Source organism: Lactobacillus sp. ESL0677, from assembly GCF_029392875.1.
Taxonomy (GTDB): domain Bacteria; phylum Bacillota; class Bacilli; order Lactobacillales; family Lactobacillaceae; genus Lactobacillus.
Map to the genome: position 1 here is coordinate 1,316,021 of NZ_CP113946.1, position 15,125 is coordinate 1,331,145.

The 15,125-nt window shown below is 34.0% G+C and carries 12 protein-coding genes; 5 read left to right on the forward strand and 7 right to left on the reverse strand.

Going from position 1 to position 15,125, the window contains the following annotated elements:
* Positions 1-2: 2 nt before the first annotated feature.
* Positions 3-911, reverse strand: coding sequence for an acyltransferase domain-containing protein (locus OZX76_RS06400; RefSeq protein WP_277178820.1), 909 nt, complete (start codon positions 909-911; stop codon positions 3-5).
* 295 nt (positions 912-1,206) lie between these two features.
* Here OZX76_RS06400 and OZX76_RS06405 point away from each other — a divergent pair, with 295 nt between their 5' ends.
* Entirely contained in the window at positions 1,207-2,973 is a 1,767-nt protein-coding gene (locus OZX76_RS06405) for an oligopeptide ABC transporter substrate-binding protein (RefSeq protein ID WP_277178821.1), read from the forward strand.
* An 81-nt stretch (positions 2,974-3,054) separates the two neighbouring features.
* Here the strand turns inward: OZX76_RS06405 and OZX76_RS06410 are convergent, their stop codons facing one another.
* Complete coding sequence (locus OZX76_RS06410) at positions 3,055-4,017, reverse strand: D-2-hydroxyacid dehydrogenase (protein ID WP_277178823.1); 963 nt, start codon at positions 4,015-4,017, stop codon at positions 3,055-3,057.
* Between the two features lie 884 nt (positions 4,018-4,901).
* Here OZX76_RS06410 and OZX76_RS06415 point away from each other — a divergent pair.
* Positions 4,902-6,089 carry a restriction endonuclease subunit S gene (locus tag OZX76_RS06415; RefSeq protein ID WP_277178825.1) on the forward strand — a complete coding sequence of 396 codons (1,188 nt, stop codon included), beginning with the start codon at positions 4,902-4,904 and terminating at the stop codon, positions 6,087-6,089.
* A gap of 355 nt (positions 6,090-6,444) precedes the next feature.
* On the opposite strand, the gene OZX76_RS06420 is transcribed toward OZX76_RS06415, so the two are convergent.
* On the reverse strand, positions 6,445-7,365 hold the full coding sequence (locus OZX76_RS06420; protein ID WP_277178828.1) for a site-specific integrase: 921 nt from the start codon (positions 7,363-7,365) through the stop codon (positions 6,445-6,447).
* 144 nt (positions 7,366-7,509) lie between these two features.
* Between OZX76_RS06420 and OZX76_RS06425 the strand changes: the two genes are divergently transcribed.
* Both OZX76_RS06425 and OZX76_RS06430 read left to right on the forward strand, forming a co-directional pair.
* On the forward strand, positions 7,510-7,767 hold the full coding sequence (locus OZX76_RS06425) for a type II toxin-antitoxin system RelB/DinJ family antitoxin (protein ID WP_277164037.1): 258 nt from the start codon (positions 7,510-7,512) through the stop codon (positions 7,765-7,767).
* 3 nt (positions 7,768-7,770) lie between these two features.
* Positions 7,771-8,043: a type II toxin-antitoxin system YafQ family toxin gene (locus tag OZX76_RS06430; RefSeq protein ID WP_277164038.1), complete on the forward strand. Its 273-nt coding sequence runs from the start codon at positions 7,771-7,773 to the stop codon at positions 8,041-8,043.
* 60 nt (positions 8,044-8,103) lie between these two features.
* On the opposite strand, the gene OZX76_RS06435 is transcribed toward OZX76_RS06430, so the two are convergent.
* The 4 genes from OZX76_RS06435 to OZX76_RS06450 are packed head-to-tail and all read right to left on the reverse strand — an operon-like array spanning position 8,104 to position 14,572.
* The gene (locus OZX76_RS06435) at positions 8,104-9,246 is read right to left on the reverse strand and encodes a restriction endonuclease subunit S (protein ID WP_277178830.1); all 1,143 of its coding nucleotides are present in this window, start codon (positions 9,244-9,246) and stop codon (positions 8,104-8,106) included.
* Positions 9,239-10,894 (reverse strand): type I restriction-modification system subunit M, encoded by a 1,656-nt coding sequence (locus OZX76_RS06440; protein WP_277178832.1) that lies wholly within the window; start codon positions 10,892-10,894, stop codon positions 9,239-9,241. Before OZX76_RS06440 ends, OZX76_RS06435 begins: the two co-directional genes overlap by 8 nt.
* 11 nt (positions 10,895-10,905) lie before the next feature.
* Entirely contained in the window at positions 10,906-13,989 is a 3,084-nt protein-coding gene (locus tag OZX76_RS06445) for an HsdR family type I site-specific deoxyribonuclease (protein WP_277178834.1), read from the reverse strand.
* Positions 13,979-14,572, reverse strand: coding sequence for a hypothetical protein (locus OZX76_RS06450; protein WP_277178836.1), 594 nt, complete (start codon positions 14,570-14,572; stop codon positions 13,979-13,981). The genes OZX76_RS06445 and OZX76_RS06450 overlap by 11 nt, the downstream gene beginning before the upstream one ends.
* Before the next feature lie 135 nt (positions 14,573-14,707).
* Between OZX76_RS06450 and OZX76_RS06455 the strand changes: the two genes are divergently transcribed.
* A complete protein-coding gene (locus OZX76_RS06455) occupies positions 14,708-15,076 on the forward strand; it encodes an arsenate reductase family protein (protein WP_277178838.1) in 369 nt (122 codons plus the stop codon).
* The last annotated feature ends 49 nt before the right edge of the window (positions 15,077-15,125 follow it).

Here is a 15,125-nt window from a genome sequence, read left to right on the forward strand (position 1 = left end):
TACTACCTCTTTTTCCATTTATTTAATAGGTAAATCGCATCGGCAACGCTTGCTTGATTAAGGTTAATCTGTCGTAAATCGCCAAATGTTTGGTGCAAAATCGTCTTAAATGGCGTACCCGGCGCAAAGTTGACAATCACTTCCGGTTGATAATCCCGTGCCACATTAATCATATCTTCAAAATATACCGGGTATATTAAGTTATTAATTAAATCCGTGGCCACAAACTTTGCTTGGCGAACGCTGCGCCCCGAATAGTTGGTTAAGTAGCGGCAATGCGGTTTAGCAATCCTAATTTGTGCAAATTCCTGCTCTAGTTGTTCTGCCACCTGTTGCATCAATGGTGAATGCGACGGCACCGGCACTCTTAATCGTTTTGCTATGACAGCACCATTTTGCTTGGCCAATTGCAATACCTGATCAATTGCCGTCAACTTGCCTGAAATACAGGTTTGGTTAGCTGCATTTTGATTTGATAAGAACACTGGACTAACAGGAGAATTTATCTGCGCCACTAATGGCGCCAACTGTCTTCTAGTTAAACCCACGACAACTCCCATACCGTAGCCATTGGGATACGCGTTCTGCATCAAGCTTGCGCGGTGGTTAACAACTCGAAACAAATCATCTTGCTTAATGCTGCCAGCTGCATAGGCTGCTGCAAAAGCACCTAAACTGTGACCCGCTACTAAATCAGGCTTATTTCCAGCAGCAAACAACTGATTAATTTGGTCAACCTGAATTAAAGCAATGCTAACTTGCAATTGAACTGTGTCATGATAGCCCTCTGCTGTGTCCACTAATTTTAGACCCAACAATTGTTCAACGTGCTCTTTTAATTCAGGAGTGACGTGAGCCAGCATCCCAGCAAATTGACTACCTTGTCCTGGAAACAACCATAATGCCCGCAAAAGACCATCTTCTTTCTCTTATCAATTTACCTAAGCCAATTTTAAACTTTATTTTTAACAGAAAAAAGGGTTTTATCACTTGCGATAGGTTAACGAATTGACAATTAATTTTACTTCTAGTATTAATATTTTAATATATTATAATTGCCATTAATCTTAATTTCATAAGTGTACCAGCACTGCTTTAATTATTAAGAATCCATAAATATTAAAAATATTTAGCAATTATTAATTTAATATGCTAAAATTTATAACAAATTTATTAAAACTAAATTAAATATAGAGGAGCAAAACTATGCGAAAATTTAAAACATTAAGTTCCCTTGGAATTATAACCACAGCCGCACTCGTTTTGACTGCTTGTGGTAAGAGCAGTGACACCGCAAATGAAAGTAAATCAGTTAGTAAATTGCCAGAATCCACTCCAGTTAAAGCCGCTAAACAAGGTGGTACTTTGAAGTTGGCGTTAGAAACAGATACCCCATTTTCTGGAATTTTTTCTAACGAATTATCGACGAGTGATATTGATTCCGAGGTTGCCAGCCCCGGTGCAGAAACACTCTTTGACACCGATAATCATTACCGAATTACTGACAAAGGCCCAGCCACTTTAAAACTTAACCGCAAGAATAACACGGTCACGATTACTGTCAAAAAAGGCGTTAAATGGTCGGATGGTAAGCAAGTAACGGCCAAGGACTTGGAATATCCTTACGAAATTATTGCCAATAAGGCCTCAAAGTCTGAGCGTTATAACAAGAACTTGGAAAACATCTTGGGCTTGAAGGATTATCATGATGGTAAGGCCAGCAGTATTTCTGGGATTGAAATGCCTGATGGTGAGAACGGCCGAACTATTATCATTCATTTCTATGAACTAAAGCCGGGCATGTACAACAGTGGTAACCGCTACTTCTGGGAAACAGCCGAGCCTTACCATTACTTAAAGAATGTTCCGTTTAGCAAATTGGTATCTTCTGACCAAATTAGAAAAAAGCCCTTGTTCTTTGGTCCCTTCAAGGCCGCCAAGGTTACTCGCGGGCAATCAGTTACATGGACGCCTAATAAGTATTATTGGCGTGGCAAGCCAAAGTTAAGTAAAATTATTCTTCAAGTTGTTACCCCTAATTCAGCAACACAGGCGATTAAGAGCCACAAGTTCGACATTGCCGACATTATTCCAACGCAATGGATGCAAGTTAAAGATACCAAGAACGTCAACTTTATCGCGCAAATTCCGCTAGCTTACCATTATATTGGTTTCAAAGTTGGTAAATGGGACGCTAAGCAAAATAAGAACGTCATGAACAAAAACGCCAAAATGAATAACAAAGCGCTGCGGCAAGCCATCGGCTACGCAATGAATGTTGACCAAGTTGATAAACATTACACTCATGGGATTAAATTCCGCGTGCCAACGCTAATTCCGGCACAATACGGTGATTATTCAGACCAGACAAATCCTGGCTTTAACTTTAATTTGAAAAAGGCTAACAATATTTTGGATAAGGCGGGCTTCAAAAAGAAGGGCAAGTGGCGTACACAACCAAATGGTAAGCCGCTAACTATCACATTCGCCGCAATGAGTGGTGATACCAACCAAGAGCCAATTGTCCAAAACTACTTGCAGCAATGGCACAAGATTGGTCTAAATGTTAAGTTGGCTGGTGGCCGCTTGACTGAATTTAATTCATTCTATGATAAAATTCAAAATGATGACCCGACAATCGACATGTACATGGCTGGCTGGGGTCTGCCAAGTGAACCATCGCCACAATCATATTATAGTGAAACCTCAATTTTAAATTACATGCGTTATGTAACTCCTGAAAATAATAAGTTATTACGCGAAATCGATTCTTCTAAGGCATTTAACCACAAATATCGGGTACAAAAATTCCACGAATGGCAAAAGTACATGACTGACCAAGCTTGGGCAATTCCAATTGATAATGCCTATACAATTACTGCCGTTAACTCCGACATTACTGGTTATTCAAAAGAACCAGAACAATCAAACAACAACCACCCACTTTGGTATAAAGTTGGTTTTGTTAAATAGTCATTTTTAAACCAAACTACTCCTTAATTTTGCATGAAAAAAGGTCAACTCTTCAAATCTGAAAAGTTGACCTTTTGTCTTTTATTCAATGACGTTTAATTTTTCACCGCTCAGGTAAGCACGCAAATTAGCAAACACAATTTGTAAAAGCCGGTCGCGCGTCTCCCGCGGAGCCCATGCAATATGTGGCGTAATGTAGCAGTTCTTAGCTGTCAGCAATGGACTATTTGCCGGAATCGGCTCAGCTTGAGCAACATCGACGCCAGCTGCAGCAACTTGACCATCATTTAAAGCAGCAGCGAGGTCAGCCTCATTGATTAACCCGCCGCGAGCCGTATTAATAATGACAACACCAGGCTTCATTTTTTTAATTGAAGCTGCACAAATCATATCGGTTGTTTCTGGAGTTTGTGGTACGTGCAGCGTGATAATATCCGCTTGCTTGTACAATTCATCAAGACTCACCTGCTTAACCCAAGGACCAGGAACTTCTTTAGGACGATGATTATAAAAAATAACGTTCATTCTAAACGCATGCGCAATCTCAGCAACTCGTTTAGCAATGGCACCAAAGCCGACTAAACCAATTGTCTTACCTTGTAGTTCAGATAATGGCTTAGCCCAAAAAGTGAAGTCGGGATTGCTCGTCCACTTGCCGTCATGAACTAGCTTGTTATGCAAACCAACTTGATTATAAATTTCTAGCAGCAAGGCGAAAGTAAATTGCGCCACGGCATCTGAGCCATAACTTGGGACGTTAGTTACCGTGACACCAACGCTTTTGGCAGCATCGAGATCAATTACATTGTAGCCTGTGGCCGTCACACCAATATACTTTAAGTTTGGTGCTGCATTAATCACATGCTCATCAAGTGGTGTCTTATTGGTTAACACGATTTCAGCGTCACCAATTCGCTTTAAAATTTCGGCATCATCATCAATCGGAGTCCGATCATAAAATTGACAATCGCCAAAGTCCTTAAGTGGTGTCCAGTCAAGATCGCCAGGGTTCAAAGCATAACTATCCAAATTTACAATTTTCATGCTGTTTCCTCATTTCTATCCGTAAAGAGTTTTAATCAAGACTATTATAGCAACTAATTAACCAAATTATTATTCAATTGCTTGTTTTTAACGCAATACTTAAATAGTTAAAATATTGCCAGCATTTTTATTTAAATTCTGCTAGAACAGCTTTGAAATTTAAAATAAGAAAACTTATAATTGTATTTCTTTATATTCATTTTTTAGATATAATATTTATTACAGAACAGCTAAAGCTGGTGGCTATTTCTTTCAAAAGAGGTGGTGCTTATGGTGTATTTACACCTAGCGCAAAATCCTACTGAAAGGAGGTTAGCCCTATACCTTTATGGGTATTGCACTTTTTATCTTGCATTTAGCAATTATCTTTACCGTGGTAAGCTACTTGTTATCTTCTTTAACGAATGCGACAAAGTCCTTAACTATCTGGATTATTGCTTTAGCAAGATTGTTTCTTGTAATCAAACTATTTTTTACGAGAAACAAAAAGTAATCACTTTAGCTTGACAGAGCTGGTGATTACTATGTAATTATTATCCTGCCACCACTTTAGCTAGTGGCTTCTGTAAGGAGTTCTATCGTAAGTAGAACTCCTTTTCTTTTGTTATTGTAGCACACGTATTTTGAGAATAAAACAAAAAGTAATCACTTTAGCTTTGGCGAGTTAATGATTACTTTGTAAACATATTCTCTTTTCATTATAGCATACAGTTTTTGATGTTAGTGCAAGTTTTTTCTTTTTATCTAGGTTATGACAAGATACTTAAGTCACACCACAGTTCTTTTAAATTAGATTATTACAGCAATTAACTAACTAAATTGTTATGTCATCGACTATTTTTAATACATTACTCAGATAGTTAAAATATTGTAGATACTTATTTTTGAAAATTAGTATTAGTAATTCTCTATCATACGATACGTCTACTTGGGAACAACATAAACTTGGAGAGCTCCTCAACTATGAACAGCCAACCAAATACATAGTTAAAGATACAAAATACTCAACTTCTGCCTGTGTTCCAGTCTTAACGGCAGGAAAAAGTTTTATTCTAGGATATACTAATGAAAAAGATAATATTAAGATAGCTACCAGAAAATCACCAATTATTATATTTGACGACTTTACGACTAGTTGTCATCTTGTAGATTTTTCTTTTAAGGTTAAAAGTTCTGCTATAAAATTATTGAGTACCCGAAATAATAAGAATGATATTATTTATAGTTATTATCTACTTAAAAAGTTAAATTATGTTCCTGAAGGTCATGAACGTCATTGGATCTCTATTTTTTCTAAAAGTAAAGTTTATACAGCAAAGATAAGTGAACAAAAACGAATCAGCCAAATTATGAAAGCAATAAATAGTCTTTCTACTCTCCAAGAACGTAAGCTAGAACTGTATAAACAACTTAAGAAATATTTGCTTCAAAAAATGTTTGCTAATGAACAGGAAAAAGTTCCTAAAATTAGGTTTAAGGGATTTGATGAGGACTGGAAAAAGAAAAAATTAGGTGAAATTATGGAAGTTTCATCAGTAAAACGAGTTCATCAATCTGATTGGACAAACAAGGGAGTTAGATTTTTTAGAGCAAGAGACATAGTTTCTATTTCCAAACATATTGAACCAAGTGAAAAAATATATATTCCTTTTGAACTTTATAATAAGCTTTCAAAAATATCAGGAAAAGTAAAAATAGGTGATTTAATTGTTACTGGAGTAGGCTCTATAGGTATACCTCTATTAATAAGAGATACTAACCCAATTTATTTTAAAGATGGTAATATTATTTGGTTTAAAAATAGCGGAAAAATTTTTGGTGAATTCTTTTACTACTCTTTTATTGGAAGCAATATTCAAAAATATATTCATATTTCATCTGGCTCAGGAACTGTAGGAACATATACCATTAACAGCGGTAAAATAACCCCTATTGGACTTCCTAAATACGAAGAACAAGTCAAAGTAGGTAGTACATTAAAGAGAATTAACGAAAATATAAATTTTAATATGAATAAAAATAAATTGTATAAACAACTTAAACAATATCTGCTACAAAATCTATTTTGCTAAGTAATAATATAATACATACGAAAAAAGGACATATCTTTCAGTTGATTCTGAAAAAGTATGTCCTTTTTATTTGATTCGAAGAAAATTGTCGTCTATTTTTAATAACTTTTAACTAAAAATATATAATATTTTTTATTGGCAATGCCAGTGACATGCTATAAATTTAGGATGACTTGCTCATAAATTATTCCAATCTATGTTAGTAAAGCCTGTCTTATCTGTTTGTCGTTCACGAATGTTTTTCAGTACACCGGCATTTTTAAGATATAAAGTTTCATTAACGGAATTACAATGATCTGACTTTTTCGCACTTGAAATTATCTTTTGTGAACTTTCATTTTTTAAACTTCATTAACTATTTCAACGTTGAAATATACTTAATAATTTTATCGTTATCTTGATTATCTAGTTCGCGAATCACATGCAGGTATGTCTCTTGAGTTGTTGTAATACTAGAATGACCTAACCTTCTGGCAACTGAAGCAATTGAAACACCAGCGTAAAGCAGCACACTAGCATGAGTATGTCTTAAACCGTGAACGCTAATTATTGGAATATTAGCACGATTGCATAAAACTTCCAAGCGATTATTAATTGTAGAATTAAATATTCGTTGCTGATTCTGAATAAATATTGGCTTGTTTACATCCATTTTCTTGGTCAAACGTTTAAATTGTGTGTTTAATTTACGATCAATTGGAATTTTGCGAATTGATGAATCATTTTTAGTCGGGATAAAATTGCCAATTTTTGATTTATAATCCCAAGTCTTATTAACATTAAGAGTTCGAGCTTCAAAATCAAAATCTTTAATAGTTAATCCCAATGCTTCACTAAATCTTAAACCCGTTTTAGCAACAAGCAAAATAAAATAGTCCCAAGAAATTCTTGGACCTATTTCCAATTCTCGCATTAATTTGATTAGCTCTTTCTGACTAAGATATTTCTTCTTGTGATTACGACTTATTGTTCCTTTAATAACAACTTTACGGGTTGGATCACGCTTAATTAACTCATCATCAAGAGCATCAACTAACGAAGATTTAAGATGACGATTAAAATCAATTACCGTTTGATGTTCATGATTTTGTGCATATTCATTAATGAGTTTTTGATATAATTTACGGTCTAATTGATCTAAAGTAACATGCGGTGCTAATTTCTTTAACGTTCTAAGTGTAATCTGATACTTTGCAAAGGTAACAGGTCTAACTGCACCATTTTTATATAATTCTATCCATTCTTCAAAATATTCCCAAAATAACTGCTGCTTCATAAAATAATACCTCCAAAATAATTTTGCCCATAGGGCTTAATTAGCTTAAACCATTTGGATAAAGATTAAAAAAGCAATGCAATTGTAGTTATAAATTATTGCTAATTGCATATAAAAATAATAAAATTAATTTGAGGTGATATTATGAATAAAACTTTACAGGCCCGAATGGATGGTAAACTTATGGATGAAGCAGAAGGTATCTTAAAAGATTTAGGACTTAATCGTTCAACTGCCTTGAAAATTTTTTATCAACAAATTGTATGGAATAATGGTTTACCTTTTGCAGTTAAAAAGCCTGAAATACCAAATGAAGAAACGCTGGATGCGATGCATGAAGATTTGTCTAAGACCAAGACTTACGATAATTCGGATGAATTATGGCATGACTTGGGTATTTAAAATATGTTAAATATTAAGGTTACAGCTAAGTTTAGAAAAGACGTCAAGCGGTGTAATAAGCAAGGGCTACCAATGACTCAACTTAAGTTAGTTATTCATGAACTTGAACAAAATCATGTCCTGCCCTCTAATTATAAAAATCATGCTTTAGATGGAACTTACTCTAATTATCTTGAATGCCATATAAAGCCAGATTGGTTGTTAATATATCAAATTACTCAAACAACTTTGGCACTTATTAGAACAGGCAGTCATGCAGAATTATTTAAAAAATAAAATTTTATACCAAAAAGCCATATTCTTGATTTAGTTGAAGAATATGGCTTTTTGTATATATTAGCAGAATAAATTTTGAAGAAGGTATTGTTTTATAACTTTTGTCTTTTCAGTAGATACATATTGTTCTTTTTTAATATTATCTATTAGACTAATAAATTGACCAATATCATGTTGTTCATCAAGACTTGGAACTTTAAAATTCATATTTGATATTAAATCCCAATCAGCTCTCGGCATTTTAGTTCCAGTAGAAATATTAGCTGCTCTTTGATATTTATTGTTTTGAATTAAATAAAATATGAAAGTAGAGCTGTTTTTTTTAGGTCTTAAAACCCAAAAATCACCAACCGCAATTCCCTTAAAATCGCTTTTAACAATTTTTCTTAAATATGGACGTAGTTTTCCATATAAAATATCATTTTTATCAAACAAAATTCCTGTTTTTGCTTCAACATTTTTCTTAATATTACCTACTGTATTATTCTTTATATTTTCATATTCTACTTTGAAAAGATTATCTTCGTTACTTAGTTTAGTAATTCTAGTACATAAACTTTTAAATATTAAATTTCTCCAGTCCTCATCAAATCTCTTAAATCTAATTTGTGGGACTTTTTCCTGTTCATTAGCAAACATCTTTTGAAGCAAATATTTCTTAAGTTGTTTATACAGTTTTAGCTTACGTTCTTGGAGAGCTAACAGGTCATTAATTTCTTGTAATACAAGCGATAGTTTTCTTTGTTCTGTTAAATTAATTGGAATTATAATTTTTATTTTTTTCATCACATTGTTCATCAATTTAGGATTTCCAACTTTTGAAACATATTTCCACGCAATTTTATTTAACGAACAAGCAATAGCTAAATTACAGTATCCTTTTGATGAAAGAAGAACACCATTTACATTTGTGCTGTAAAATTTTCCTTGCCTATATGAAACAGTTCCAGCATTTGCTCCATCTGTTGTCCATGTAATAGCTGTGTCAAAAAGAAATTTATTATAATAACCCATTAATCCATTGTTTTTAGTTTGAGAAGAATAAACAGGGTATTTCATTTCTTTATTTTTCTTTTTTACAATTAGCTTTTCACTTAATACTTTTCCTCTTGTTACTTCAAAAATTTCATTTATTTCTTTCTGTTCCCAAGCGTTAGTGAATCCCTTAAACCTAATCCGCGGTACATTAGTAACTTTACTCATTCTTGAACAACTCCTTCAGCAATTCTATTTCTTGATTTGATTGTTCATCAGAACCTACTAAGTCATTCAAATCTTCCAATATAGAGCTATTTAACTCCTTAATCTTTTTATCAGTTTCTTGAATTTCAGCCACAACTTTTTTAATGTCAACTGGTGGTTCTTCTTCAAATGTATCGACATAACGTGGAATATTAAGATTATATTCGTTTTCCTTAATTTCATCTAAACTGGCGTCATGGGCATACTTATCAACATCTTCACGCTTAAGGTAAGTAGAAACGATTTTATCAATATCCTTTTCACGCAATAGATTTTGATTTTTACCTTTTTCAAAATCCTTGCTGGCATCAATAAAGAAGATATCTTTACGCTCACGCTTTTTCTTTAATACCAAAATGACCGTTGGAATACCAGTCGAATAGAATAATCCTGCTGGCAATCCAATTACAGCATCAAGACGATTCTTGTCAATCAAGGCCTGACGAATTTTTCCTTCTTTGGCACCTCTAAACAAAACACCGTGAGGTAAGACAATCGCCATTGTACCGCTGTCTTTTAAGTGATATAAGCCGTGCAAAACAAAAGCATAATCTGCTTTACTCTTAGGTGGCAATGCCCCATATTCTCCGAATCGTGGATCCTTTAATTTTCGGTCATCATTATCCCACTTTTGCGAATATGGTGGGTTCATAACCACTGCATCAAAAGTTTGTGGGCCTTCACTACCATCCGTATTTTTACGTTTAGGCCAATCTTCTTCCAAAGTATCAGCGTTAGATAAGGTCATATTCTGATATGGCACATGGTGCATCATTAAGTTCATCCGTGCTAAGTTGTATGTTGTCGTATTTAATTCTTGTCCATAAAAGCGAACCGGAATTTTTTTCGCAAGTTGCTTACTTAATTCACCTTGAACCGTTAATAGCAGCGAGCCTGATCCCATTGCAGCATCATAGACACTAAACGGCTCACCATTATCTGTTGCAGATGCAGTTGCCAATCTTGCTAAAACTTGTGAGACTTGGTGCGGTGTATAAAATTCCCCTGCTTTTTTGCCAGAATTGCCAGCAAACTTAGCAATCAAATATTCATAGACATCCCCTAGAATATCATGGCCAGATTCATCGTTATATTCAAACTGATCAACCAAATTAACAATCTTCATTAATGACTTAGCACGTTGATTAGTATTATTTCCTAAACGACTGTTACCTAAGTTAATATCTGCAAAGACCCCGCTAAAATCTTGTTCGGCATTAGTATTAATCTTAGTGTTATCGTTAAACCGGTTAAACATCTCTTGAAAGTCTTCTGGCTTCAACGTATTATTATTAACTTTATCAGTAATCGACTGCCAAGTATATTCTGGCTCAATTGCATAGCCTAAGTCTTCAGCAATTGCTGTCAGAAAGTCTTGTAGTTCATCTCCTACCGCTTGCTCTAGATAGTCTTTATTTAATTCTTCAAAAGTATTTCCAGTCAATAAGTCACTTTTACGCAAATGATCTAATTGATTTTCTGACAAATAACGATAAAACATGAAACCCAGAATATAATTACGATATTCATCAGCTGCCATATTTCCTCGCAATTCATTGGCCATAGCCCATAATTTACTTGTAATTTCTTGAGCACGATTTTCACTCATTTGTTTCTCCCTTACTTATTTAACTGATCTGCAAACTTTTTAAATGATTGACGCAACTTAGTATGATATTTAATTTTACTAAGTTCTCTAACCATTGTATCTTCTGCGTCATTTTGGTAATTCTGTTGGCCTTCCTGCACTATCTTGGATAGACCACCTTCAACATCTAAGTCATCTTGACCAACAACGTGTTTTTCTAATAACTCATTGATTCTTTGTGAATCAGTAATATCTACTAGACCCCATTTTTTCTTAAAGTCTAGAATTTCTGTACGATGATTCTTCTCTGTATGATCCTTAATCAGCTGTTTTACTTCTTCTGCTAAAACCGGATATTTCTTAACATCTACCTGATGAACCATCAAATCATTAGCTACAGTTTGAACATCTTTAGCATATTTTTCATCTTCTAGTTGTGCGATAAAGTTTTCAATTTGTAATTTGGTTTTAGCGGCCTCAGTCATTTGTTCATTATTAACCTGGTTGGCTAATTGTGCAATTAATTCATCGAGGTAGTCATAGTCAACGTCAATATCTTTGATATGTTCCATTTCTAAAGTTAAGTCACTAACGTCCAAATGCCGACTTTTAGCTACACATTCTTTTATTTGACTAGTAAATGCACCCGTTAGTTTTGCCTCGTCATCTTCAGACATTCCAAGCTCTTGCAATAATTTTTCTGGATGTTCCTCATCATATTTTTCATCCTGCTTAATTCTAGCCATAGAATGACTATAATCATTCAGAGTGTTATACATTTGTTTTTGTTTAACTTCACTATGAGGAATGTCATCAAAATTATTAGTTAATGTGGCTAATTCATCCACTGTTTTCTTTAGTGCTTCAACTTCTTCATCGTATGACTTTGCTAAAATTGAGGTAGCTGCAACTTCAGGTAATTCTTCTTGCACAAAAGCAGATTGCCTGTCAGCATATGTTGCTAAAGCTTGCTTCATTAGCTTTTCAGCGTTCTTAGGCCAGCGATAATTAACAATGCGACCAAAGGGCTTTTTTTGCATATCATGAACCCTATTGGTTCTTGAATAAGCTTGAATCAGAGCAGACCCTTTCAGTGTTCGATCAACATAAAGAGTATTTAATTCAGGGGCATCAAAACCCGTTAATAATTGATCAACTACGATTACTAAATCTAGATAATTTCGATCATCAGCACTGCGATTAAGCCTAGACATCAGGTCTTGTTCATAATCGTCTACCTGATCATCTGTAAAGTTGGTATTGAACAGTGAATTGTAATTATCCATTGCCCTTCTTAAATTAGTATTATTAACTAATTGGGTATCATCATTACTTGTACTTTGACTAAAAGTTACAGCAACCTTTAGTGGCTTAGCCATAGTTGCCATCTGTTTATTAAATTCATCAAGATACATCATTGCCATTTCTGATGAAGAACCTTGACCAACATGAGTAGTCAGTAACGCGTTATATTGACCTTTATTGGAACGCTTGTCCCACTTTTCTAGAATATCCTCGACTACTTTTTCAACATGTTTAGGATTACGATCATAGACACTTGGCTCCACCATCTCATCCATATCATCGGGTGTTAAATTATTAATTCGTTCCTCAATTTGAGCTTGAGAGAATTTAGGATATCTAAATTTAAAGTATCTTGGTAAATATTGGTTCTTCATCACTTCTTCTGATAAAGTCGTTTCAAAATCAACTTTAAACCCCAAAACGTTTTTATCAGAAATTGCATCCTTGATGGTGTAAATATGAAGCGGGTCTCCAAATACTTCTTGGGTAGTTGGACCTTTTTTAGCATCAAAATTTGGCGTTCCTGTATAGCCAACAAATGCTGATTTTGGAAATGCTGCCTTAATCTTTTGCATCATGTCACCAGCAGTAGAACGATGAGCTTCATCCATGATAAAGACAATATTTTTATCAGAACCATAAACTTCTTTATGACTGGCAAGACTAGATAATTTCTGAATCGAAGTCACGATAATATTATTACTTTTAGACCGCAATTGCCGACCCAAATCATAATGATTTTTAGTTTTAGAAATTGACCCACCAGCAGCAGTATCTGCTGTTGGATCATAGGCTAAATACTGTTCAAAAGTTTGCTTAGTTAATGCTTTTCGATCAACCGCAAAAACAACTTTATCAACATTAGGTAATCTGGCAGCTAACCAAGCAGCTTTAAAGGAACTAATAGTTTTACCAGAACCTGTTGTATGCCAAATATAGCCAACCTCTTTAGGGTCAAAACCAAAAGAATGATGCCGTAATTTTTCCAAAATTCGTTTGGTTGCGTATACCTGATATGGACGCATTACTTTAACATTTTCATGATTTTTTGTACCATCCAAAATCATAAAGTTAGTTGCCATTTCATGAGCCATCGGGATTGAGAGCATTTGTCTAGCAAATTCACGCCATTCATATACTGGATGATTATCTTTTTCTCTTTGCCAACGAAAAGCAAAGTCTGTATTAAACTTATCCAAAGTGGTATTAGCCATATAACGAGCATCATGCGGCGTTAAAGCGACTAAAATCTGCACTGTTGAAAAAATATCACTATACTGATTTTCCGAAATATATTGCTGCATTTGATTAAGTGCTTCTTTGGCATCGTGAGCATCAGCTTTTTCTTCAATTTGAATAATCGGCAGACCATTAATTAATAATGTTGTATCAAATCTTCGTCTTTTGCGACCTACTATTACAGGGTCACGCCAAATCTGATTAACAACTTGATAAACGGTATTACCAGCACCAATATGACTTTGATCAAAAACGGTAAGGAAAACATGGTTACCATTATCCAAATCTACTTCAACTTGGGAAATTCCATTAACTCCGTATAAAAATTGCCCTGCTTCATAAGGTGTAGATAAATTCTTGATTTGCACCTTAACTTGGTTAAATTCATTAGTAGTTAATGGCTGATCTAATTTATCTTGATTATTTTGTTCTAAAATTTGCTTAAAGTTTGCCCATAATTGCTCAGTCGTTTTTATTTTTAACATATAGGTCCATTGCTTGTCACCACCAATTTTAGTTAAATAATCAATTAGTTCATCTTCAAATTTTAATTCACTGTTTTCAATTGCCATTTTTTGCCTCTGTTTTAATACCAATAATATTGTCTAAAGTTTGATACACAACCCTATCTCTATTTAAAATATTTTTATACAATTGATTAGACTGTTTTAACTGGTCCACATATAACTTACCAATTGATTTTTGATTTTCAATGCTCAATTCCGGAACAATGATTTCTTTGAGAATTTTTGTTGTATATTTAAAAACAATGCTACCCTGCAAATATTTTTTTATTTGTCGATCGAAACATCTACTTTCGTTTAATAGAAAAAGAATATATTCAATTGATACAGAAGTTCTAGGAATTAATTTAACAAAATTTTGTGTTAAAATGTATTTGTTGTGTTTCTGAGTTATAATGGCTGCTTTTCCACTTTGTAGGTTAAAAATTAAGTCACCTTGCTTAACCAGAACCACATCAGATGTAGTTTTTATTTGCTTTGTTTTGCTATTATTTGTTAGGGATTGAAAAGTATCTTCTAAATAACAATTTCTATCATAAACAAAGTAAGATTTTGTATTACTTTTATTATTGGTTTCTAGTCTAGATTGTAATGAACCACTTTTAAATTCGAAAAGGTCATTTAATTTCAAATTTAGTTCTCCTTTCTTTTAGTAATTTAGCTAAATTACATAAATAATTATAATACATTGTTTACTAAAATCAAGTGTAATTTTTAAAAATTACTTTATTTTCATCACTTATTACTATAAAAAGAAGGTACAAAAATGATTAAGTTTTATGGTTATAAACGTTGTTCAACCTCACGCAGTGCCGAAAAGTGGCTGCACGAGCATGATGTTGACGTCGACTTTCAAGATTTAGTAGAGCAGCCACCTAAAAAAGAAGATCTAGTTAACTGGATGACTGCCCATCAGGACCGCGGACTGCGTTACTTCTTCAACACCCACGGCATGGACTACCGCAAACTGCACTTAAAGGACCAATTACCAGACATGACAATTGATGAAGCAGCCGAAATGATGTCCAAAAACGGCAAGTTAATCAAACGACCACTAGTTGTTGATGGCGACAAGCTAACTTGCGGCTTCAACGAGGATGTTTACAAAGATACTTGGCTATCAAAGCGAGCTTAATGCTCGTTTTTATTTTGCCTATTTTCTATGCTTACAATAACCTTTATAA